At 68.2% G+C, this 20158-nt stretch carries 24 protein-coding genes; 11 read left to right on the top strand and 13 right to left on the bottom strand.

Features of this window, described 5'->3' with window-relative positions:
- Window positions 1–55: 55 nt before the first annotated feature.
- The 5 genes from ABFX54_RS03525 to ABFX54_RS03545 all read right to left on the bottom strand — a co-directional run bounded on the left by ABFX54_RS03525 (window position 56) and on the right by ABFX54_RS03545 (window position 5004).
- Window positions 56–1111 carry a glycosyltransferase family protein gene (locus ABFX54_RS03525; RefSeq protein ID WP_346101413.1) on the bottom strand — a complete coding sequence of 352 codons (1056 nt, stop codon included), beginning with the start codon at window positions 1109–1111 and terminating at the stop codon, window positions 56–58.
- The gene (locus tag ABFX54_RS03530; RefSeq protein WP_346101414.1) at window positions 1108–2817 is read right to left on the bottom strand and encodes a carbamoyltransferase family protein; all 1710 of its coding nucleotides are present in this window, start codon (window positions 2815–2817) and stop codon (window positions 1108–1110) included. Before ABFX54_RS03530 ends, ABFX54_RS03525 begins: the two co-directional genes overlap by 4 nt.
- Window positions 2817–3743 carry a thymidylate synthase gene (locus tag ABFX54_RS03535; protein WP_346101415.1) on the bottom strand — a complete coding sequence of 309 codons (927 nt, stop codon included), beginning with the start codon at window positions 3741–3743 and terminating at the stop codon, window positions 2817–2819. The genes ABFX54_RS03530 and ABFX54_RS03535 overlap by 1 nt, the downstream gene beginning before the upstream one ends.
- Window positions 3744–3748: 5 nt before the next feature.
- Window positions 3749–4531 carry a methyltransferase, FxLD system gene (fxlM, locus tag ABFX54_RS03540; RefSeq protein WP_346101416.1) on the bottom strand — a complete coding sequence of 261 codons (783 nt, stop codon included), beginning with the start codon at window positions 4529–4531 and terminating at the stop codon, window positions 3749–3751.
- 257 nt (window positions 4532–4788) lie between these two features.
- Window positions 4789–5004: a hypothetical protein gene (locus ABFX54_RS03545; protein WP_346101417.1), complete on the bottom strand. Its 216-nt coding sequence runs from the start codon at window positions 5002–5004 to the stop codon at window positions 4789–4791.
- A 304-nt stretch (window positions 5005–5308) separates the two neighbouring features.
- Between ABFX54_RS03545 and ABFX54_RS03550 the strand changes: the two genes are divergently transcribed.
- Window positions 5309–6589, top strand: coding sequence for a helix-turn-helix domain-containing protein (locus ABFX54_RS03550; RefSeq protein WP_346101418.1), 1281 nt, complete (start codon window positions 5309–5311; stop codon window positions 6587–6589).
- A 250-nt stretch (window positions 6590–6839) separates the two neighbouring features.
- Window positions 6840–7019 (top strand): hypothetical protein, encoded by a 180-nt coding sequence (locus ABFX54_RS03555; RefSeq protein WP_346101419.1) that lies wholly within the window; start codon window positions 6840–6842, stop codon window positions 7017–7019.
- Window positions 7020–7683: 664 nt separating this feature from the next.
- Here the strand turns inward: ABFX54_RS03555 and ABFX54_RS03560 are convergent.
- Window positions 7684–7992: a hypothetical protein gene (locus tag ABFX54_RS03560; protein ID WP_346101420.1), complete on the bottom strand. Its 309-nt coding sequence runs from the start codon at window positions 7990–7992 to the stop codon at window positions 7684–7686.
- Between ABFX54_RS03560 and ABFX54_RS03565 the strand changes: the two genes are divergently transcribed.
- The 3 genes from ABFX54_RS03565 to ABFX54_RS03575 all read left to right on the top strand — a co-directional run bounded on the left by ABFX54_RS03565 (window position 7991) and on the right by ABFX54_RS03575 (window position 10459).
- Entirely contained in the window at window positions 7991–8590 is a 600-nt protein-coding gene (locus ABFX54_RS03565; RefSeq protein WP_346101421.1) for a hypothetical protein, read from the top strand. The genes ABFX54_RS03560 and ABFX54_RS03565 overlap by 2 nt on opposite strands.
- Window positions 8577–9626 (top strand): hypothetical protein, encoded by a 1050-nt coding sequence (locus tag ABFX54_RS03570; RefSeq protein WP_346101422.1) that lies wholly within the window; start codon window positions 8577–8579, stop codon window positions 9624–9626. The genes ABFX54_RS03565 and ABFX54_RS03570 overlap by 14 nt, the downstream gene beginning before the upstream one ends.
- 365 nt (window positions 9627–9991) lie before the next feature.
- Window positions 9992–10459 carry a hypothetical protein gene (locus ABFX54_RS03575; RefSeq protein ID WP_346101423.1) on the top strand — a complete coding sequence of 156 codons (468 nt, stop codon included), beginning with the start codon at window positions 9992–9994 and terminating at the stop codon, window positions 10457–10459.
- A gap of 222 nt (window positions 10460–10681) precedes the next feature.
- Here the strand turns inward: ABFX54_RS03575 and ABFX54_RS03580 are convergent, their stop codons facing one another.
- Together ABFX54_RS03580 and ABFX54_RS03585 are read right to left on the bottom strand one after the other, a co-directional pair.
- Window positions 10682–10834, bottom strand: coding sequence for a hypothetical protein (locus ABFX54_RS03580; protein ID WP_346101424.1), 153 nt, complete (start codon window positions 10832–10834; stop codon window positions 10682–10684).
- A gap of 280 nt (window positions 10835–11114) precedes the next feature.
- The gene (locus ABFX54_RS03585) at window positions 11115–11318 is read right to left on the bottom strand and encodes a hypothetical protein (protein ID WP_346101425.1); all 204 of its coding nucleotides are present in this window, start codon (window positions 11316–11318) and stop codon (window positions 11115–11117) included.
- A 546-nt stretch (window positions 11319–11864) separates the two neighbouring features.
- On the opposite strand from ABFX54_RS03585, the gene ABFX54_RS03590 reads away from it, so the two are divergent.
- Both ABFX54_RS03590 and ABFX54_RS03595 read left to right on the top strand, forming a co-directional pair.
- A complete protein-coding gene (locus ABFX54_RS03590) occupies window positions 11865–13586 on the top strand; it encodes an IS1634 family transposase (RefSeq protein ID WP_346101426.1) in 1722 nt (573 codons plus the stop codon).
- A 344-nt stretch (window positions 13587–13930) separates the two neighbouring features.
- Window positions 13931–14065, top strand: a complete 135-nt coding sequence (locus ABFX54_RS03595; RefSeq protein WP_346101427.1) for a hypothetical protein — start codon at window positions 13931–13933, stop codon at window positions 14063–14065.
- A gap of 162 nt (window positions 14066–14227) precedes the next feature.
- Here ABFX54_RS03595 and ABFX54_RS56835 read toward each other — a convergent pair whose 3' ends face one another.
- From ABFX54_RS56835 to ABFX54_RS03605, 3 genes are all read right to left on the bottom strand, one after another.
- Entirely contained in the window at window positions 14228–14488 is a 261-nt protein-coding gene (locus ABFX54_RS56835; protein ID WP_428834492.1) for an HIT family protein, read from the bottom strand.
- Between the two features lie 161 nt (window positions 14489–14649).
- The gene (locus ABFX54_RS03600; protein ID WP_106253554.1) at window positions 14650–14880 is read right to left on the bottom strand and encodes a hypothetical protein; all 231 of its coding nucleotides are present in this window, start codon (window positions 14878–14880) and stop codon (window positions 14650–14652) included.
- Window positions 14880–15116, bottom strand: a complete 237-nt coding sequence (locus ABFX54_RS03605) for a hypothetical protein (protein WP_346101428.1) — start codon at window positions 15114–15116, stop codon at window positions 14880–14882. Before ABFX54_RS03605 ends, ABFX54_RS03600 begins: the two co-directional genes overlap by 1 nt.
- Window positions 15117–15459: 343 nt before the next feature.
- Here ABFX54_RS03605 and ABFX54_RS03610 point away from each other — a divergent pair, with 343 nt between their 5' ends.
- From ABFX54_RS03610 to ABFX54_RS03620, 3 genes are all read left to right on the top strand, one after another.
- Window positions 15460–15915 carry a hypothetical protein gene (locus tag ABFX54_RS03610; RefSeq protein WP_346101429.1) on the top strand — a complete coding sequence of 152 codons (456 nt, stop codon included), beginning with the start codon at window positions 15460–15462 and terminating at the stop codon, window positions 15913–15915.
- 61 nt (window positions 15916–15976) lie between these two features.
- Complete coding sequence (locus ABFX54_RS03615) at window positions 15977–16369, top strand: hypothetical protein (protein WP_346101430.1); 393 nt, start codon at window positions 15977–15979, stop codon at window positions 16367–16369.
- Between the two features lie 3 nt (window positions 16370–16372).
- The gene (locus tag ABFX54_RS03620) at window positions 16373–16786 is read left to right on the top strand and encodes a hypothetical protein (protein WP_346101431.1); all 414 of its coding nucleotides are present in this window, start codon (window positions 16373–16375) and stop codon (window positions 16784–16786) included.
- A gap of 708 nt (window positions 16787–17494) precedes the next feature.
- On the opposite strand, the gene ABFX54_RS03625 is transcribed toward ABFX54_RS03620, so the two are convergent.
- Both ABFX54_RS03625 and ABFX54_RS03630 read right to left on the bottom strand, forming a co-directional pair.
- The gene (locus ABFX54_RS03625) at window positions 17495–17758 is read right to left on the bottom strand and encodes a hypothetical protein (protein WP_346101432.1); all 264 of its coding nucleotides are present in this window, start codon (window positions 17756–17758) and stop codon (window positions 17495–17497) included.
- A gap of 281 nt (window positions 17759–18039) precedes the next feature.
- The gene (locus ABFX54_RS03630) at window positions 18040–19332 is read right to left on the bottom strand and encodes an IS110 family RNA-guided transposase (protein WP_346101433.1); all 1293 of its coding nucleotides are present in this window, start codon (window positions 19330–19332) and stop codon (window positions 18040–18042) included.
- 89 nt (window positions 19333–19421) lie between these two features.
- On the opposite strand from ABFX54_RS03630, the gene ABFX54_RS03635 reads away from it, so the two are divergent.
- Complete coding sequence (locus ABFX54_RS03635) at window positions 19422–19784, top strand: helix-turn-helix domain-containing protein (protein ID WP_346101434.1); 363 nt, start codon at window positions 19422–19424, stop codon at window positions 19782–19784.
- Window positions 19785–20158: the final 374 nt, after the last annotated feature.

A 20158-nucleotide genomic window follows, 5' to 3' on the forward strand; every position in this document is an offset into this window, starting at 1 on the left:
TCCACGATAGTCGTGACGGGCTCTGCCAGAGAGGCTGTGGCCTGAGGTGTTTTGATCATCGGCCCGCCCGGGCGGCTTGAGGGCGGGGAGCGTCGAGCTCGCCCAGGATCGTCTGTAGCGCCTGGACCTGGCGGCTTAACTGGAACACGTCGAGCTTGGCCAGACAGGCGGCGATCAGGTCGGCGTGCTCGGCGGTGCCGGCGTTGCACACGAGCCAGTGCACCGCCGCGAGCACGTCCTCGCCGTCGTCGACGATCAGCTGCTCCGGGACGAACTGGTCGACATGCGCGATGGTGGACGGGGCGAGCGGCACGCATCCGGCCAAAACCGCCTCGAAAATCCGCTGTGTCATCTGGCCGACGGCCGCGTACCGGTCCGGCAGCAGCAGGACCGTGGCCACGGACTCGGCGTAGATCCGGCTCACCGCGCTGAACGGCACCCTGCCGACAAAGTGCACGCCGGGCCAGCGACCGGCGTTGGGCCACTTGCCGGCGACCTGGTGAGGCACATGCGCCGCCGCAGGAGCGAAGTAGCGGTCGAAGGCCTCGTCGCGGTCGTACTGGTTGCCAACGTACGCCAGCGTGAAGGTCCGCGGCTGCGCGGCCAGCCCCGCCGGGTCGGCTTCGGCCAGGAGGGCGTCGTCGACCGGGAACAGCAGCGAGCGAGCACCAGGTGTGGGAGCCAACGCGGCCTCGCACACCACGACGCCGCGGTGGCGGCGGAGCGGGTCCTTCAGCGGGAGCATCCGGTCCTTATCCCAAACAATCGAGGGCGTGCCGAGCGCGTGCGTGTAGTGGTCGAGTAGTTCCGTCTGCCGGTGCAGGTCGCAGGTGTGCCCGTCGGCGGTGCAGGCCGTCGTATTGCGCCCGTCGATCGGCCATCGCCACTCGGTGAACAGGACGTCGATGCCGGGCAGGCCGCCGTCGAACACGTACCGGTCGGCGACGCGGTCGCCGGCTTCGAGCAGGTCGCGGTTCGGCTGGAGGAACACCACGTCGTGACCGGCGCCCTGGATGGCGTTGATGAAAGCCCGCCGGTGGCTCCGGCCACCGTCCGGCGTGTCGGTGATGCCCGACCCGAGGAACCCCCAGAAGCTGTAGCCGATTCTCATGCGGTGATCCACCGGCCTTCCATCAGCAGGGCATCCAGGCCGCTGCTCGCCAGGCAGTCGAGCGCCATGGCGGGGGTGCCGCACATCGGCTTACCCTTCACGTTGAGCGAGGTGTTGATCAGGACGGGTACGCCGGTACGCCGGGCGAACGCGGTCAGCACGGCGTGCATGAACGGGTTGCCGTCCTTGGTGACGGTCTGCAGGCGTGCGGTGCCGTTGTCGTGCACGATCGCGGGGATCTGCCGGCGGGCCAGCTCCGTCACACCGGACGCCATCGACATGAACGGCGCCTCCTGGCCGAGGGTGAAGTATTCGCCAGCCCGCTCCGCCAGCACCATGGGCGCGAACGGCCGGAACGGCTCGCGGAACTTCACCGTGTCGTTCAGCCGCGCGACGACCCCCGGGCTCAGCGGCGAGGCCAGGATCGACCGGTTGCCGAGCGCGCGAGGCCCTGCCTCGACGCGACCCTGGAACAAGCCGACGATCCGCCCGTCGGCGAGATGCTCGGCGAGGACCTCGGCGACGTCGCCGTCGATCTGGCTGACGGTGAACCGCGACAGGTCCGGCACCTGGCCGGCGAACGCGGGCCCGAGGTAGCACGCGCCTGCGATCCCGCTCAACGGCGCCGCGCTGCGGCCTAGGTGCACGGCTGCGGCGGCGCCGATCGCCGTCCCCGCGTCGCCCGGGGCCGGCGGCACGAACACCTCCTCGAACAGGCCCGCCTCGACGATCCTGCCGACGGACACGCAGTTGGCGGCGACGCCCCCGCCGAGGCACAGCCGCCTCATCTTGGTGCCGGACCTTGCCAGGCCGGCCAGGTGCAGCATCACCTGCTCGGTACGTTCCTGCAGCGCGGCAGCCAGGTCCTGGTGCACCTGGCCGATCGCGGCCGCCGGCGCACGGCGCGGACACGTCTCCTCCGCGAAGCGACGGGTCAGGCGGGGGAACGCCGACGACAGCACCCTGAGCGCGAAGTAGTCCGGGTGCAACGCGAACCCCGCCGCTGTGAGCGGGATCGCGTCAGCGAACACGGCACGGAACCGGGCCGGGTCGCCGAGGGCGGCCAACGCCATCACCGTTCCCTCCTCGTCGCTTCGCCGCCACCCCAGGTGCTCGGTGACGCCGCCGTAGGCGTAGCCGAGCGAGGCCGGGTCGGTCAGCGCGTGAACGCGCCGCACAGTCGGGCGACCGGGCTCCAGCTGACGCCCCAGCGCGATGGTGGTCGTCTGCGCCTCGCCGAGGCTGTCGACAACCAGGACGGCCGCGCCCTCCCACCCGGACGCGGCGAACGCGTACAACCCATGGGTGTGGTGGTGCAGCTGCGGCAGGACGCGGGCGCGCGGGAAGCGCCGCCTCAAGCTCTGCACCCGACGGACGGTGCGGTAACTGACCTTGGCGAAACTGGCAGCGCGCGGCAGAGCGCGGTCGCGGGTGGAGGCGTTCAGAGCCATGCCGAGCGCCGGCGGGATGACCCTCAGATACTCGGCGCTGCGGAAGTTGTAGCCGACGGCGTCCACCTGCGCGGGCGTGATCTCGGCGTCTCTCATCAGCCAGGCGACCGCCCGCTCGGGGTAGGCGCGGGTGTGTTTCACCCCGGACAGGCGTTCCTCCTCGACGAACCCCACCAGGTCTCCGTCGACGAGCAGAGCCGCCGCCGAGTCGTGAGTGAAGGAACAGATGCCGAGCACGACGTGAGACATCGACATCACCGGCCCTTCAGGACGGAGTACCAGGCGCACAGTCCCTCACCGAGCGGCCCGTCGACACTCTCGGCGGCGGCCACGGCGGCTTCACGCTCGCCACGCTTCCACCGCCGGTAGCTGTCCAGCACGGACGACATGGCGTCCCAGCCCGGGTGACCGACCGGCCGGCCGGATCGGACGTCATCGAGCAGTGCGTCGAACCCCTCCCAAGGCGTCTGCAGCGAGGGGAGCCTGCGCTCGTCGGTGCAGACGCCGCCCAGGACCGTGGCCGCCTTGTCCAGGTCGCTGTCGTACAGGTGGAGCGAGTCGACATGGTGGTGGTAGTCGCCGAGCTCAGCCTCCAGCCAGCCGGCCATCAGCTCGTGCAGGGTCGTCGCAGCGAAGATGTCGTACGGCAGGCCGGTCCACAGGTCGTTGCTGCGCATGGTCGTCGCCATGTGCAGCCGTCCCTGACGCAGGTGGAAGCGGTAGCCGAGCGTGCAGGGCACGTCACGGTGGCCGCCAGCGTCGCGGGCGGGGTCGTACAGCTGGATGACCGCGCGCCGCGAGTCGGGGTCGCCGCGCAGCGTGGCGAGCGCTTGGGCGATCTGGTCGATGTTACCGTCCCAGCTGCGCAGGCGTGGGCCGTAGGCGCCGCGCAGGATGCCGTCATTCTCGGCGTACTGCCGCAGCTGCCCGTTGAAGTCGTAGATCCACGGCCCGTCGGCGCCGGACAGGATCCAGACGGTTTCGGCGACCGCGAACGCGGCGTTGATGACGCGGCCGGGCCGGGCGTCGAGCAGCCGCGCGCGAGGGTCCGTCAGCAGCAGGCGCACGTCCAGCAGTTCACGTGTCGCTATGCCGCGTGGGCTGACCTTGTCACCTTCGACGGTCAGGGCGAGTGCGTTGGTGAACAGTTCGGTGATCGTGCCACCGGAAATGGTCGTCACTGATATCACCTCCCTGGTTCAAATTCGCCGGACCGCTCCGGGCAGGGGTTGCGCGGCGGTCTTTGATCGGACGGCCGTGGCCGCCCGACCGCCCGCCGTACGGCTTTGCTCAACGAAGAGCACGATTGTGGGCGTTCGTCGCCTTGCATGGGGACGAAGCGGCACCGGCGGTAGCTGCGGCTGACCAGGCCGGCGCCGCCGCGGTCGAACGCAATGGACCTGGTGACACCCTTCACCTTCTGAGGCACCACGATCCGGCCGCCGATAGCGAGCTGCGCCGTCCACGCCGGCGGGATGTCCGGGCTTGCCACGGTGACCATGATCCGGTCGTAAGGGGCGCCATCGGGCACGCCGTATTCGGCGTCAGCGTGCACGACCTCGACACGGTCGTAACCGGTGGCGGCAAGGTGGGCGCGGGCTCGCTCGACGATGTCGCCGCCGATATCGACGGAGGTGACGTGCCCGGCCGGGCCGACAAGCTCAGCAAGCAGGGCCGCGTTGTAGCCCATGGAGCCGATTTCGAGTACCCGCATGCCGGGGGTGATCTCGGCCTGTTTCAGCATGGCGGCCTGGAGGTATGGAGCCGACAGGGAGCTGAGGGTCCTGCCGTCGCTGTCGCACTTGACCGCTAACGCCGTGTTCGCCTCGTATACCTGGGCCAGGTCTGTTGTGGGCGCGAACAAGTGCCGGGGCACGGTGGCCATGGCCTTGGCCACTGCGTCGGATTTGATCGCGCCGCCACGGAGCTGGTCCACCATGGCAGCACGGAGCCGGGCGGCGCTGGCCATCTCTTGATCTGTAGCTGTAGTCATGTGGTCACCGTATGGGTTGGATGACTGGACGATTCAGGCTCGAACGGGTCGTGGCGACGCGAGCCTTCAGGGCGCATCCGTCCGGGTGGACATGCTTGTCAGGGATGGTGCTTCTGCGGGTGGCCGTGGAGGCCGGGACCCTCACGGCCAGCCCAGCGCTGGCCAGCCTGAGAATCTGCTCTGGCAGCGTTTCGCAGCCGTCAGAGCCGTCGCACCTGGCCAGCGCTGGCCGATCAGGGGGCCTGGGCGAGCGACGTTGATGGCACCGTGAGCACGGGCGTGCCGAGCTGGTCGTTGCACGCTTCGACGAGAACCGGCCCGTGGATGTAGCCGAAATGAGGAGCTTGCCAGTCGAGGCTGACTCGGCTGATCGAGCCGATCGCCCCGGGCGCGAATCTGGTCATCGCGTCGGTGAGCCTCGTGCTGGCCACTCCTGGTTCATCAGTCACGCCGCCCCCGCCCCGATCGCGGTTCTCACGTGCTCTCCAGGAAAACAGGACAGCGCCTTTCGGCAGAAGCTCGGCCGGCAACGATTTGGGAAGGAGCACAGTCTGACTCCAGTGGGGTAGGAACAACCAATCGGGGTTGTTGCTTTTCGATCTCAGGCGGAAGCCGTCCTTGATTGAGCCTGACGATTTCCGCCTCACGAGTAGCCTTGTCACTTCCAGCGGTCAGATCTAGTAGTGGCGCGTCCGCAAAAGTCCGCACCTTGTCCGCGGACAGCGCGGACACAGGTCAGATGGGCGGACACTGATGAGCGAAGAGACGTTCGGACAGATCCTGTACCGCTGCCGGAGAAATGCCCGTTTGACTCTCCGCGAGGCCGCCCGGCGTGCCATCGTGGGCAAGACGACCGTGGAGGACTTGGAAAAAGGCCGTCGAAGCGCGACAAAACAGACTGCGGTCGCGCTCGACAGGGCCGTGGCAGCGAACGGGGAAATTATTGCCGCTTTCGAGAGAGATGAGAACCGAGGGCAAATTGCGAAGATTCATCCCTCTACCGCCGAGATGGGCTCAGTGCGTACTCTTGCTGTAGATGACGTGCGCGACGAGGACGGGGAGGAAGCCACGAAGCGGCGAAAGCTGTTCGGACTGGCCGCCAGCGTCGGAGTCCTCGGCTTCGAGGAGATAGTGCGCCAAGGGCTGGATCTGACGACCACGCCTCACCGTAGTGCCGACGACTGGGACATCGCTCGCGCCGACCATCTCCACGCACTGCGCACACGACCCCCCGCTCAGGTCGTGCAAGACCTGTCTATCGACCTTTTCCTGCTGCGGGAGCAGATGGCCGGCACGGCCGACAACCAGATGACGGAACTGCACCGTGTGGCTGCGCTGCTGGCGGCCATTCAAGCGAACGCGCTGACCAGGATGAGCGAGCATGGCAGCGCCATTCGCTGGTGGAGCACCGCCAAGAAGCATGCCGACTCCTCGCGAGACGTCGAATTGCGCCTCCTTGTCCGTGGCGAAGAAGCCATACACGGCCTGTACGGGCAGCGCGAGCCGGCAACGGTGCTGCGCCTGATCCACAACGCTCGCCAAGTCAGCGGCCGGCCATGGCTGCGGCTCATGGCCGCCGAAGCCAAAGCGCTGGCCGTGCTGGGCCGCCACGTGGAAGCGGCAGCGAGACTCCACGCGTTGCAGGACAACCTGAATCGGGGCGTCGCCGGCGACCGGTGGGACTTCTTCCGGCCGGACCAGGTTCCGTTCGCCGCAAGCTGGGTGGCCGCCTATGCCGGAAATGAAGCGGCGGCCGACACGGCACGCGAACGCGTGCTGAAGATCATCCCTGACCGCTCCTACCAATACCGGGTCAACGCCCGACTGCATGAAGCCATCAGCACAGCTGCGCTCGGCGGGGTAGATGAGGGAGCCCGGATCGCAGCGACCTTGATCGACTCACTGCCTGCGGTCTATCGCACCAATCACATCAAGGAGACGGCGCGCATGGTGATCCGGGCGGTACCGCTCGATCAGCAAGCGCGCCCAGCAGTGGGCGAATTGCGCTCAATGTTGGCGCTCGAAGTGGGGTAAGCGTCACACCAACGTCCTGCTTTTGCCAGCGGTCCGCGTTAACCCGGCACGCCATCGTCGGCCGCGTCCGGGCGTTGGGCACTCGCCACCGACACGGACCTGGTGATGTCGGTGTCTCAGGACGGGACGGTCGCGCTCTGGCGACTGCACGGCCGCAGGCCCGTCGGCCGCTTCGCACCCCCCACGCCCGCCGCCTCCCGGGAACTGACTCAGGTGGCCGGTACGCCGGACGGGCGGTGCGATGGAGCCCATGCCCGCTTCCATCACTTTCATGCAAATCCCCGAATCTCCCAGCCCCTCCCCAGCGTTCCCGGTGCTCGTGACAATGGGCCAGGGGATGATCGGTGCTCTTCCTCCTTGCAGCATCAGCAGGCTGAAGTTGGCCTTCAAAGATGACGACATCTGGAAGGACTTGAAGACCGTCGTCTGAGTCACGGTCACTGATCCCGCTGGCAGGGTCTGGTCCCGCGGCTCCTCTGGCCAGCTCCGAGCAGGAGGCCCGCCCAGTGACCAGCCTGGTTTTTCAGTGGATGAAGAAAACGTTGATAGTCCGCAGCGCTCCGTGACCGACTTGTTCAACAGAACCAACGCGCCCTACTGCTCCGGGCCCGCCGACTAATCCCCAGTACTGCTCCAACGTCCCCTGACGCGACGACCTCATCATCACGTCGAGCAAGTCAACGTGCCTAACATGCCTAACAGACGTTCGAGCGGCTGACCAGCCAGTTCTCTTGAAAACCCAAGATAACCGCCGTAGTTCTTCACCTGCCGTCCTCAAAGCGGTTCTCGTCGACGGTCGGGCTGTCCAAGACGAAGACGCCAGAGCCGGACAGGGCGAGCAAGTTGTCGTGCGCGTCACCGGTGGAGACGGTCATCGCCCAACGCCTGTCGGGCTGCCGGTTGCGGCCGCCGGGAAGCCTGTCGCGCTGCCGCGGTGGAGCATGACGAACCCGGGGGCGGCATGTTCCAGGAGGGGCAGGCTGCCGTCGACCGGCAAGTGCGGCGGTGGCCCTTGCCCGACCGCGGTCAGCAACCGCGCGAGCTCGAGGGCGCCGGCGCTGGGGCCCCCGGATCGCCGGGCGCGCCCTCCATAACTACAGCCCCATCCGGTCGTACAGACGGACGGCGAGCTCCCGAGTCAGCCGCCCGAGGTCTTCGCCGGGGTGGCGCGCGGCCAGCTCGTCCAGCAGCGCGGCGACCGCCTCGGCCTCCCCGGCCGCCAGCAGCGGCAGCCGCTCGCCGGCCGTGGCCGCCATCCGGGTGCGCAGGAATGCCTCGAGGTCGTCGCGGGTGAGCGGCCGGCCGGTGTGGTGGTCGCGCATTGAGGCGGTGAGCCCGTCATCGGCGGGGCGCGAGCGGTCCCACGCCGTGGCATTCGGCTGAGGGTCGTGGTCGTACGTCATGGGCGCGATCCTAGTGGGCACCGAGCAGATCGAGCAGGGCGCGCTGCAGCGCATCGCCACCGCGGAGATCAAGGCCGCTGAGGCTGAGGCCGACGCGCTGACCGCCCGCGACAAGGCCGAGGCGGCCGAGCGGGCCCGGCGCGCCGCCGTGCGCGCCGAACGCGAGGCGCGCGCGGCTCAGAGCCAGGCCGAGGACCGCGAGGACCGGGCCCGCGCCGACCTCGAACGCGTCCAGCGCGAGAGCGGTGAACGAGTCACGGCGGCCGAGCGGGCCCGCGGGCGGGCCGAAAGCAACCTGGCGCCGCTGTTTGCCAACCAGCCTGGAAGGTGGACGCGGTCAGAAGTTCTCCTGCCACCATCGCCGCATGTCATTGCCTTCCGGCCACATCGCCCGCGATCAGGCCGCACTCACGATGTTGACCGACGCGCTCGATCAGCTGCCTGGACGCGTTGCAGCGATGTGTGGAACGCGCAGCTGATGGCGATGCGGCGTTGCTGCCTGTGTCGGACGGCTATCCGGGTGCGGTCCGCCGGCGATAACCCCGATGATGAACCCGACGGACCTTCCCCCCTCGGAGGCGAGTGTGACCGGCATTGATGAGAGCGCGCCGTGTCAAGTCTGCGGCGTTCCGCTCGAGGCGTGCGCCGAGCAGCGGCGCCTGACCTTCGAACGCTGCTGTCCCGCGTGTTCCGCCCGAGACACGCATACGAGCGGTGAGCGCGCGGCCCAGCAGGACGACACCTCCTTGAGCCGTATGGAGCGGGCCCTGATTCGCACCTTGTCCGACATTGAGGACGGGCACCTCAGCCTCTGGGTCAACGGCAGGTTCTTCGATCCGCACACCGGCCGTCCGCTCGATCCTCCGCAGATCCGCGTGATCTCGGACCGGCAGCCCTATCGCGGTGTGCCCGATCCGGGTGGCGCCTGGTGGGACATGCTCGTGCAGCGTGACTGGCTGGAGATGCCCGCCTCCGGCACGACACCCATGCGTTATCTCGTCAGCCAGGCCGGCCGTGACGCCCTTGCGGCGGCCCGCCGTGCTGGGTGGCTGCGCCACCCGTCACCGGGTGCCGAAGGCGGCACCGATGCATCTATGCCGCCGCACGCCAGCCGCTCGGCAGCATCGCGGCGCGGGGGTGAGCGTGCCGTGTGCGGCATCGCCTGGGGCATTTGTCCCGCGGACGGGGCGACGCTCGCGGTCAGCGGCGACAGCACCCGGTGCCAGGAGTGCGGCCGCACCTGGCCGGGGGACCGGCTGAACCAGCCTTGCCCCGAACCGATCACCAGGACGGAGGAGGAGCGGCACCTGGGGCGTACCGGGATGTGCGACGGCCACGCCCTGGCCCTCACCGCGGTGTACGGCATCACGACCGAACTGCTACGACCTGGCCAGCATGCCCGCGAGGCGGGAACGTGGGACCGCGGTGGGGAGGCCGCCCGGTACGTGCGGCACCGGTACCAACTGCCCGCCGCCAAGCGGAACGCCCGCGTCACCGTTGACGGCCGGCCGGCCACCATTCTCGGCTTCCGCGGCGCGTACCTGGTGGTGCGTTATGAGGACCAGCCCGCTGGCCGCCTCCTGTGCCATCCGACCGCACACGTCACCTACGCGATAGTCGGGCAACCTGACTAGCCTCCGCCCCCAATCAACCGGTTCGCTCCCCGGCGTCACTTTCCTGCTCAACCCTTGATCCCCACGAGGCGAAGACCGCATCCGTTCTCATTGGATAACTGACAGTTATCCACTGGGAGCGGCTAGCATCTCAGTGGATAACGCCGTCGCCGTGCCAGTGGAGGCCGGGGCGAAGCTCAGCGGATAACCAGGACGGTCGCGAGCGTGGAGACACCCGAGGGCCGGACCGGCCGACCAGAGATCGATCAGTGGCTTGACCACGCCGACGCTCAGCAGCGGGCCCTGGCCGAGCTCGAGGTGGTCAGCCGAGCCGAGAACCTCGTTGGCCGCGCCCGGCACACCGACCTGGCGCCGAGCACAAAGCCTTGCACGAGCGGGTGCGGGCCGCCGACAACGCCCTGCATGCCGCCAAGCAGAGCCGCGACGAGGCGGCGATCGCCACCGCCCGCACCGCGTACGACGCGGCCTACACCGAGTTCGACCGGCGAGGACGCATCCTGATCGCCGAGTCCATGCGCCTGCTGGACGCTGGGCTGGAGCGCAGCGGACAGCTCCTGCACCAGATGGGCGATGCCTGGAGCGCCGAAGCCACCGCCCGCGACGCCCTCGCCGGGCGACCACCGGCACCTGGGCGGGAGGTCGTGACGATCGTGGACGAGCCTGCACGGCCCTACCCAGCGGAATGGATCACCAAGGGACTACCGCCGCTCGTGGATGGGGTCGATGACTGGGCCGCCCGCGACGCCTACCTCGCCGACGGGCACGCCGACGTCGACCGCGACGACACCGCTCCCGACGACGAAGGGCGCTGGCCGGAAGCAAACGGCCGGTGAGCGCCGAAGTCGTTGCGCTGCGCCCCGATGCTGGCGACGTCACCTCCACCGCCAACCGGACGCTGACGGTCCTGCATCGTCACGGCTCGTCTTGCCTCGTAGCGAAAGGGGCGACGGCGTCTGGTGGTGACGGATGGGAATGCGGGGAGGACCGTGTAGGTGACAGGGAATCGTTTCCCTGTCACCTGGATTGCGGCAGGCAGCGGACGCTCAGTCGTCGTCTTACTGGTTCTTCTCCCGATTCTCGTTCTTGTCAGCGGCCGACTGCGCCCGACGGTCGAAGCTGTCCTGGGCGCTGTCGCTGTCGGGGCTTCTGGCGGCCGCGGACTGAATGCGGGCGCTGGCTTCCTTGTCCATCGATGTGTTCTTGCTCATACTCCTGGCCGTACCGCGCGAAGACGGCCAGGGAGATGATGCTCTCTAATTCTTCGGCAAGGCCACAGCCAGCTGAGGAGTTCAAGCCGCCGATCAGCGTCGATCCGTTGTGCGCTTGAGTTGCCGCCCAACCGTGACGGGTTCGAGGTGCAGCCAAATGCCCGTCTGCCGCTCCACATGATCGGCCAGGCTGTGTAGCGTGGTGGCGCAGGCGGCGGCGGTAGGGAGCTCGGCAATCTCAGGTGTTCACAAGGCGAGTTCTGGGCGTGCCGTGTCGTCGTCAGTCTTGAGCGGCCAGCCGCGCAACCAGCGTCCTGGCGCGGGCCACCTCTGTCTGCAGCGTGTCGAGAGCGCGGAGCGCCTCATCCGGGGTTGGCGTGGCAGCCGGATCATTGACGATCCAGATCTGATCGCTGACCCCTTGAGCCGCCTGGCGTACAGGGTGCAGCACGGCCGCCAGCGCGCCGCGGTGCTCGTCCTTCATGGCACCGCACCCTATCAGTCGATCGAATGCATGTTCGCATACCCCTCCAGCGCTCCTCCTTGAAGACCGCGGCGCTCTCACCCGCCCACTCTCACCCGCCCGGTGCCGATCCGGCAAGGCGCACGACTCGGGAGGAAGCCCGCAGGACTGAGCCCCGGCGTGCACCACTCCGGGGACCATGCGGTGGCGCCTCGCTCGCCGCACGGGGTCACGTCCACGGCCGCGATGCGCTATGCCTTGTTCAAAGCGGCCTTATCCGGGAACTTGGCGTTTCTGCGCGGGTAGGAGCCAAGTGCGTGACGAGTTCAGCGTGCGGCTGGACGGCTCTCCGTGGTGAGCGGCCGCTTCGACACCAGCGCGAAGCGGCCCCCACAGAACGCGGCTGTCACCCGCGTTCCGCAGCTAATCCGTGATCCAAGGCATGTTCGGGTCTGAACCCGCAGGTCAACGGAGTATGGCCTGGTGGAAGCGGCGGAAAGCCCTAGTGACACGACTTCGCTGATAACCCCGTCACGACATGCACACGCGCTGCTACGGTCTGGTGACATGTTCGTCAGGACAGCGAGCCGGAAGAACAAAGACGGCACCACGGTGCGATACCTCCAACTCGCCCATAACGAGTGGGATCCGGTCGCCAAAGCCGCCAAGATGAAGGTCCTGCACAACTTCGGCCGCGAAGATCTGATCGACCGCGCCGCCGTCGAACGCCTGGTCGGCTCGTTGTGCCGGCTGCTGGACCCGAGCCGCGCCGCCGCGCTCACCTCGGGCGCGGACCTGACCTTCATCGGCTCGGCCGCCTACGGCGGCGTCTACCTGCTCGACCAGCTGTGGCGGCAGCTGAAGATCGACACGATCATGACGCGCATGCTGGCCTCCACCCGGCGCAGCCCGTTCACCGAACGGGTGCTGTTCGCGCTGGTCGCCAACCGCGCCCTGGACGCCTCCTCCAAGCTGGCCGCCTCCCACTGGGCCGGCCGCGCCGCCCACATCGACGGCCTGCCCGCCTGCAGCGATGATGCCTGCTACCGGGCCATGGACTGGCTGCACCAGGTCCAAGACTCCGTGGAGCGCAAGGTGTTCGACCAGGTTGCCACCCTGCTCCACCTGGAGGTCGACCTGCTGTTCTTTGATACCACCTCCACCTACTTCGAGATCGACGAAAGCGACGAACCGATCGCCCGTGACCAGCGCGGTGTCCCGCTGCCCGACGCCGACAACACCGGTGAGGGTGATGGCGACGGATCGGTGATGAAGGGCTTCCGCACCCACGGCAAGTCCAAGGATCACCGCGACGACCTGCCGCAGATCGTCATCGGCATGGCCGTCACCCGCGACGGCATCCCGGTCCGCGTCTGGTCCTGGCCCGGCAGCACCACCGACACCGCCCTGATCCGCCAGGTCAAGGACGACATGCGAGACTGGACCCTATCCAAGATCGTGTGGGTCGGGGATCGCGGCTTCGCCTCCGCCGACAACCGCCGCTACCTGCGCCAGGGCGATCATCACTACATCATCGGTGAACGGCTGCGCTCGGGCTCGGCCGAGGCCAAGGCCGCGCTGTCCCGGCAGGGCCGCTATCAGGACGTGGCCGAGAATCTGAAGGTCAAAGAGGTGCGCATCGGCGAGGCCGACCGGTTCGTGATCTGCTTCAACCCTGAGGGCGCCGCACGCGATGCGGCCATCCGGGAACGCCTCCTCACACAACCCCAGGAGCTGATCGCCGGCACCGACGCGCTCAGCGCCACCAAACGCGCCGAACTGCGCGGCGTCATCTCCACCAAGCCCGGCCTGGACCGGTATCTGCGCACTACCCCCAAGGGGTTGCTGCGCATCGACGCCACCAAGGTCAAAGCCGAGGCGAACCTGGACGGCAAGTACCTGCTGCGCTGCTCGGACCCCAAGCTGCCGGCCGAGGACATCGCCGTCGGCTACAAGCAACTGCTGGAGGTCGAGCGAGGCTGGCGCGACATGAAGCAGATCATCGACCTGCGCCCGGTCTATCACCGGCTGGAGGAACGCATCCGGGCGCACGTCATCTTGTGCTGGCTGGCGCTGCTGCTGATCCGCATCATCGAGACCACCACCGGCACCACCTGGAGACGCATCCGCACCGAGTTCGACCTCCTGACGGTCGCCACCTTCACCGGCCCGACCGGCACTTTCCGCCAGCGCGCAGAGCTGACCAAGCCCCAGCGCGACATCCTGGCCAAACTCGACCTCCCGACCCCAAAGAAGATCGTCGAAGCCAGTCCCGCCGCAGACGCCTGACCAGGCACAACACCGGCGCCTAGTGACACGCCGTATCAGCACGCTCGCAAGCGTTTCCCCAGCTCAGGCCACAGATCTATGTGCCTTTCTCGCTACACATCTGCGGAACGCGGGTGTCAGCGTGAGCGGTGAGCTCTGGCTTCTGGGGAGCTGCCCGATGAGCGGGCCCACCGCGCGACCACGATCCACGTGGGCGGGCCGTCCTTCCCGGACATCGCCGGGCCGCTCCGCCACCCTCCCCAGCCGCCGGCCAGGAGCCCCATCATGGCCGCGCTGGAGCGCACGCTGAAGACACTCATGGAGATCGTCATCGGGCTGGACGGCCGCTGCTGGAACTGGCCGGCATGTCCGCCGCCCTGGACATTGCACACACGTACCTGCACCAGCCACCGCCGTACGGCCGCATCCGCGCCTACTCGGCCGCCACCGACCGGCCCGACCTGACCTCGTCCGCGCCGAAGGTAGCGGATGGAGTCTGATCGGCGGACTCGGCGCCGACCCCATGGCCTTCGTGCTCCTGGACACCGCCCCCCGATGATGCTCGGTCGGGTGCGACCGAGAGCCCGGGCGACGATCTGGATCGCCGCGTGAGGGAAGCTCGTGCGTCGCGGTGGGGGCCAAGAAGCTCCCTGGGTGACGGCTCACAGCCAGCTATCCGGGTTCCAGTTAGGAGCTGCCTGACGGATACCGCCACGCGGATCTTCGACATCGCCGACGTAGCGGGGGATCATATGTATGTGCAGGTGTTTGATGCTTTGCCCCGCAGCTCGGCCGTGGTCGCCGACCGGTAGAGGACCTCCTACTGGCCCCTGCCGCCGCACCCCACACCGCTGTGGTCCGGCGGCCTCTCCCCGAGGGTTGGCCCGGCCCGGGGAGAGGCCGCCGGCTGGCTGTTCGGCCATGCGGTGCTTCCACCGCCGCGAGCGCTGGTGAGCAGTGTCGGTAAGATCGCCGGGCTGTCACTACGGCGCCGACGCGGCGACGGGGGAGAGGTGGCCGGACGGCGGTCCTGGCTGGCGAGATTCGACGCTGGTGCACGGCTGTCTTGCCCGCACTCTGCGGCTCATGCAGCCTCGATGGCGATCAGGTAGATGTCGAGCTCGTGCTCCACGAACACCAGGATGTACTCGCCCGCCCGGATGCTCCAGCGGCCGTCTTCACCCGGTTCGGCGGCGTCGGGGATACCTTCGATCATGAGCTTGATGACGGCGTCGGCAACGGGCAGGCGTTTGTCAGGAGGAATCTGGTCGTAGGCTTGCCGGGCCAGACGCTCCCATTCCAGGTGGAAAGACATCAGGCCGGGCCGTTGCCCAGCCCGTAACGCTCACGCAGCACTTGCTGTTCCGATTCCGACAGGCCGGACACGGCGAGAAACGTCTCCGGCGTGGTTGCGACCCGACCGGGACTGTTGTGCCAGGCGTAGGTGACCCTCAGCTTCTGATACTCCTCCATCGGCACCACCACGGCGAGGTCGTCACCACGTTGAACGATCTCATGGTCGTCGCCAGGGGGCAGGGCATGCTCGGTCACGCGGCTCAGTCTAATGCCCCGCCTACTGCTGGCGGGGGTTCAGAGCGCGCTTGAACGACTCCATCGCGCGGGTGGGTTTCCTGCGAGGACTGACTAGATGGGGGAATGCGGGGACACGGTTCCCCCGTGTCCCCGTGGCGTTTCGCGCCTTGTCTTATAGCCAGCTGCCGTGATCAGCTCGTCCGATCCAGGGAGCGGTTCGCCCGGCTGGCGGCCTATCGTCAGCCGCTGGCGAGGTCAAAGACGCCTCGGAGCACTACAACCCGCATTGACAGCTGCCTTGACCAGTCTTCTTCACAGCACGTGCTTGTCATGCTGCGCAAAGTGCGCGCATCATGCTGAGATGAGCACTTGGGGAGCTTGGTTACAAAAGTGGCGGGCAGGCGGCGACAGGGCATCGGGCGAGACCTCGGGGGACGGGCTGCTGGACCTGTTCTCGGTCCAGGCGCTGTATGACCGCTACGGGCGGGCGATCTACGCGCGGGCGGCCGCCGACGCGGCCTTCAGCGCGGCTATCAGCGACATGGTGGCCACGATCCAGGAGAACCTGCGGCAGAAGGGACCGCGCGTGGCCAAGCTGCTCACCGACAAGACAGGCCTGACCTTCTACCTGCTGGGGCACACCCACACCGTGCTGGCCAGCCTGCTGGATGCCTCGGTGCGCCCGGACAGCCTCTCGCCCGCCTCGGCCGACCCGGATTTTGCGGCCATACGGCTGGGCGCCCTGTTCCATCTGGCCTTTGACGGCGGCCTGCTGCAGCTGCCCGCCCACGGAGGGGCTCCCCGCTCGGCGCGGTGATGACCATGACCGCTGTCAGCCGCCGATCGGCAGCAGCCACGGCGCCGGCGTCCCGGCCGGCATGCTGAGCTTCCTGCGGCGCCGCTACTGGGCGTGGCACGCCGATCTGCTGACCCAGCGGGGCACCCCCAGCCTTTCCCGCCTGTACGAGCAGTACGGCCGCATGGCGCTGGCCGGCGCGGCCGACGACCCGGTCCTGGCGCAGAAGATCGCCCGGCAGGTGCGGGAGATGAAGCAGAAGCGGGACAAGGAGGGGCGTCTGGTCCGCGGCCGCGCTTTGTACGCCTACCTCACCGGCACCGCACTCGGCGCGGCGCAGCTCATCTTCTCCGACGTCGGCACCCGCACCCTCGACGGCGACGGCACCCACCTGCCGACGATGTACCTCGCGGCAGCCTGCCAGGCCGCGATCGACCAGGACATGCTCGACCCCCGCCCTTATCAGGAGAGGTAACCGTTGACAGAACAGCCGCACCCCGAACCCGAGCTGCGCCTGTGCCCGACCTGCCAGGCGATGCCGCCAAAAACCGCCGACATGGTCTTGATCATGTCGGCAGGAAAGGACGGCGAGGTCGTCCACCAACTGCACGCCTCGGACTGCGGGGACTACCTGGAGTGGCACGTGTGGATGGAGATCGGCGCCGAGCAGGTCCGCCAGGAGCAGGAACACGCCGAGCGGCTCTTCCCCGACGCGGTGGTGCGCTTCCAGGCAGCCCTGCAGGCCCTGTCTGCCGAGCAGGCCGACAGTCCGTTCGTCAAAGCGTTGGCAGAGCTGGTCACGCTGAAGGACACGAAGTTCCGCGGCCTCGGCGGATTCGTCATCCTGCCGGAGTGGGCCGACATCCTGAACCGGCATTTCCCCGACCGCTGACCGATAGCCCCCAAGAACGGCAGCGGGCCTGCAAGAGCCGCCCTGCACCTGTAGGCACGGGTCTTACACCGCCCCTCCTATGCCGGAGGTAGAGTGCAGGGGCGTGAACATGTTCACGCGGAACAAGTTCACGCTCCGGTGCCTTCGGGGCCGGACAGCAGAGAACCCCGGGCGGTTGGCCAGACCTGATCCCGGGGCCTCCACAACATCGCGTCAGCTGCTGACGCACAGGCGGGGATCTGGTGGTGCATCACCAGCCCCCGCCGATGTGTTCCAGCAGCCAAGGGACGTATGCCAGATACGCCTGTAGAAGGAGCACCAGCACGTCCGCCGGACGCGGTGTCCAATCGTTGTCCATCGCACCTCTTTTCGATGCGCCAACCCTGTCTCCTGCTGGAGAGCGAGGGCCGGGGGTAGGTCCCCCGCGCGGGCGGGACCCGAACGCACCGGATGCTCCGGACGACAACTGGAACATCCGTAGCCTAGGCCAGCGCCGCCTCTCCCGCGCGTCGGAAGCGAACCCTCGACTTGCCGCCACGCGGGCGACAACCGCGCCGAACAGAACGGCGCATAAATGCGCGGCACTACGCGTAAACAGACGGTAATCCAGTCAACCGCGGACGCCCAATGCCGTGATAAAGATCACAGTGGTCGTACGTCCGGCCGGCGGGCCGGAGGCTGGGTCGCGCAGTGAGCCTGCTCGGTTCGTCAGCTGTCCTGAGGGCGGCACCCGTCGACGGCGGCCGCGACCGGGTCGGGGGCGGGCGCGAGGTACTCGGCGGCGGCCCGCCGGCACCAGGCGGTCACGTCGGGGGGCCCGCTCTGCCTCGATCTCGCTGTCGAGCTGCGCGTCGGCGATGCGCTCGGCATCGGCGGGCGGCGAGCGGTGAGGTCGTCCAGGGCGTGACGAATCGCGGTGCGCTCGGGCAGGGCGCGGCCGGCGGTGGGGGCGAGCGATGGTGGCCTGCCCAACGTCGAGATCGAGTCCTACGGCGCCGACCGCCGCTCCCGCCGCACCAGCGAAGCCATGAAGGATTCAGAGACACCTATCTTAAGAATCTGGGCAGGCAGAGAGGCGGCCGGGCGCCGTTCCCGCGTAAGGGGTTGAACCCGGGATGGCTCCGAGGCGTTGTCCCGGCCGCCCGTCTACTGGCCCATGGAACGGGGTGCAAGGGGATGGGGCAGCCGGGGCCGCTCTCAGTGTGAGGGCTCGGCGGCCCGGGGTCGCAACAGGTCTCCCGGCTGCCCCTGGTCTAGGCATCCAGCGGGGTGGGTGGAAAAGCAACTTCCTCCTGGTAGAGGAGGTCGTGGGCGAGGCAGTGGTGCAGGCAGGACAGTAGTCGGCCGGATAGGTTCCGGAGTGCGGCGGCGTAGCGGTCGCCGACTTCGCGGCGCCGGTCGTAGTGCGCCCGGGCGCCCGGCGAGCGGGTCAGGCTCGCGAACGCCCACAGGTGGCACGTGACCTTGAGGCGCTTGTTGGCGATCTTGCGGTGGGTGACGCTCCGGCTGCCGCCGCTGGACCACGTCAGCGGTGCGACGCCGGCATAGGCTCGCAGACCGCGCCCGCTGGTGAACCGGTTGGGGTCGTCGCCGATCTCGGCCAGCAGCCGGACTCCCAGCACCGGGCCGACGCCGGGAAAGCTGCAGTAGATCTTGGCCTGCGGATGCGCCATGAACGCCTCGGTCGCCTCGGCCTCCAACGTGGCGGCCAGCCGATCCGCACGATCCAGGCACGCCAGCGTGGAGAGCATCGCTGTGCCCATCGCCTCCTCCACCGCCGGCCGTTGGCGCAGCTGCGGCTGCCGGAACAGCTCGCGCAGCCGATCGGCTTCATCGGTGATGAGCCGGGTGCGTCCAGCGGCAGCCAGCGTGTCAGCGATCTGCCGGTGCTTGAGCTTCGCCGCCTGGGCCGGGGTGGGCGCCAGGTGGAGCATTGCCCGCGCCTCGGGTCGCAGGATCTTCTTCGGCAGGCTCGCCCACGCCTGCAGGGCGGCCGGGTAGTAGACGCGCAGCTGGCTGCGCAGGCGACGGAGGTAGTACTGCTGCTGGCGGACGGCGTGACTGTGTGCACGTGACAGTTCTGTCAGCGCGAGGAGCTGCTCGCTGTGGGCGGGGAGCGGCCGGTGCATGTGACCGTCGGTCCGGATGATATTGGCCAGGAGCTGCGCATCGGATCTGTCTGACTTGCGCTTCTTGGCGGGGCTGACGCGCCCTCTGTAGTTGGCGACGATGGTCGGGTTGATGGCGATGACCGGTTGCCTGGCCTTCAGGAGCGCTGCGACGAGCAGCGAGCGGCCGGTCTCGATCGCGATCGGCACCTGCCGCCTGGAGTGGCGCTGCGAGGTGCTGAGCCCTGACAGCAGGCTCAGCACCTGCTTGTGGCCTTTGGGGGTTTCCAGGATGCGCGCCTGGGCGACAAGGGCACCCTGGGCGTCGATCACGGCGACATCGTTCCAGCCCTCCGACCAGTCAATGCCACAAAAGAATCGTGGCACGTTCTCCTCCGATCGCGTGGGGGTAGGGGCGCTCCCCTCGGCTTGAGACATCCCGGGGCGCTGGCAGCGAAACGGGCGTACACCGGGGCCCGCTCTGCGGAGCCTACACTTGAGTCATATAAGACTCAAGAATGGATGGGATGATGAATCAGATCTGGGGTGCGGCAGAGGAATCGTCGGCGGAGGAGGTGTGGGTGCGCAACGACAAAGTGCCCAACTCCTACATCCAGGACGGTCAGTGGCCCACCGCCCAGCTCGACGAATCGGCGCCGATCGGCGCCTTCTACGCGCAGGAGATCGCGCGCAGGCTCAGGGTTCTGATGAACGACCAGGGGCTGAAGGAGCGTCATGTCGCCGAGCGGGCCGGGCTGTCGCAGAAGACCGTCAACAGGATGCTGCTGGGCGACTCCTACTGTGACATTGCCACCCTCGCCCGGCTGGAGGCCGGCCTGGAGACCGATCTTTATCCGACGGGAATGTACCGCGGGCCGCGGCAGTCCTAGTCCCACCTGTCGGGAGGCTGAAGGAAATCATCGATCTCCGCGCGGCTCTGATGGTAGGTGCGTCCCACCAGAGCCGGAGCTCGCGGAGATTTCCCCAAGATGATGGCCGATGTGGTCACGTGATACCCCAGCGTGATTGAGGCACGCGCGCTCGGGGCCAGGCGTGCTCGCTGACGCGACGGCTGTGCCGCCGACGTCGTGCGCGGGGACGCTGGTTCCTTCGCCGTCGTGGGCTCGGCCTCGGCGATGTGCTGATCGCGAACGAGACCGCGCTCGTCACAAAGGGAGCCCTGTTCTGGCCGGGATACCGCGTCGTGGAGCATCGCCGCGGGCCCGCCCGCTGCTGCTGAGATTTATCCTGCCACCGTGGCCGA

This window comes from Nonomuraea maheshkhaliensis (assembly GCF_039529435.1).
Classification (GTDB): domain Bacteria; phylum Actinomycetota; class Actinomycetes; order Streptosporangiales; family Streptosporangiaceae; genus Nonomuraea; species Nonomuraea maheshkhaliensis.

Coding starts and splice junctions, on each gene's coding strand:
- ABFX54_RS03525 (WP_346101413.1), bottom strand. CDS start 1,111: ATGAGAATCGGCTACAGCTTCTGGGGGTTCCTCGGGTCGGGCATCACC.
- ABFX54_RS03580 (WP_346101424.1), bottom strand. CDS start 10,834: ATGAGCAAGAACACATCGATGGACAAGGAAGCCAGCGCCCGCATTCAG.
- ABFX54_RS03550 (WP_346101418.1), top strand. CDS start 5,309: ATGAGCGAAGAGACGTTCGGACAGATCCTGTACCGCTGCCGGAGAAAT.
- ABFX54_RS03560 (WP_346101420.1), bottom strand. CDS start 7,992: ATGACGTACGACCACGACCCTCAGCCGAATGCCACGGCGTGGGACCGC.
- ABFX54_RS03590 (WP_346101426.1), top strand. CDS start 11,865: ATGTTCGTCAGGACAGCGAGCCGGAAGAACAAAGACGGCACCACGGTG.
- ABFX54_RS03595 (WP_346101427.1), top strand. CDS start 13,931: ATGTCCGCCGCCCTGGACATTGCACACACGTACCTGCACCAGCCACCG.
- ABFX54_RS03530 (WP_346101414.1), bottom strand. CDS start 2,817: ATGTCGATGTCTCACGTCGTGCTCGGCATCTGTTCCTTCACTCACGAC.
- ABFX54_RS03585 (WP_346101425.1), bottom strand. CDS start 11,318: ATGAAGGACGAGCACCGCGGCGCGCTGGCGGCCGTGCTGCACCCTGTA.
- ABFX54_RS03615 (WP_346101430.1), top strand. CDS start 15,977: ATGCTGAGCTTCCTGCGGCGCCGCTACTGGGCGTGGCACGCCGATCTG.
- ABFX54_RS03635 (WP_346101434.1), top strand. CDS start 19,422: ATGATGAATCAGATCTGGGGTGCGGCAGAGGAATCGTCGGCGGAGGAG.
- ABFX54_RS03600 (WP_106253554.1), bottom strand. CDS start 14,880: ATGTCTTTCCACCTGGAATGGGAGCGTCTGGCCCGGCAAGCCTACGAC.
- ABFX54_RS03610 (WP_346101429.1), top strand. CDS start 15,460: ATGAGCACTTGGGGAGCTTGGTTACAAAAGTGGCGGGCAGGCGGCGAC.
- ABFX54_RS03565 (WP_346101421.1), top strand. CDS start 7,991: ATGGGCGCGATCCTAGTGGGCACCGAGCAGATCGAGCAGGGCGCGCTG.
- ABFX54_RS03555 (WP_346101419.1), top strand. CDS start 6,840: ATGCCCGCTTCCATCACTTTCATGCAAATCCCCGAATCTCCCAGCCCC.
- ABFX54_RS03630 (WP_346101433.1), bottom strand. CDS start 19,332: ATGTCTCAAGCCGAGGGGAGCGCCCCTACCCCCACGCGATCGGAGGAG.
- ABFX54_RS56835 (WP_428834492.1), bottom strand. CDS start 14,488: ATGGCCGAACAGCCAGCCGGCGGCCTCTCCCCGGGCCGGGCCAACCCT.
- fxlM (WP_346101416.1), bottom strand. CDS start 4,531: ATGGCCAGCGCCGCCCGGCTCCGTGCTGCCATGGTGGACCAGCTCCGT.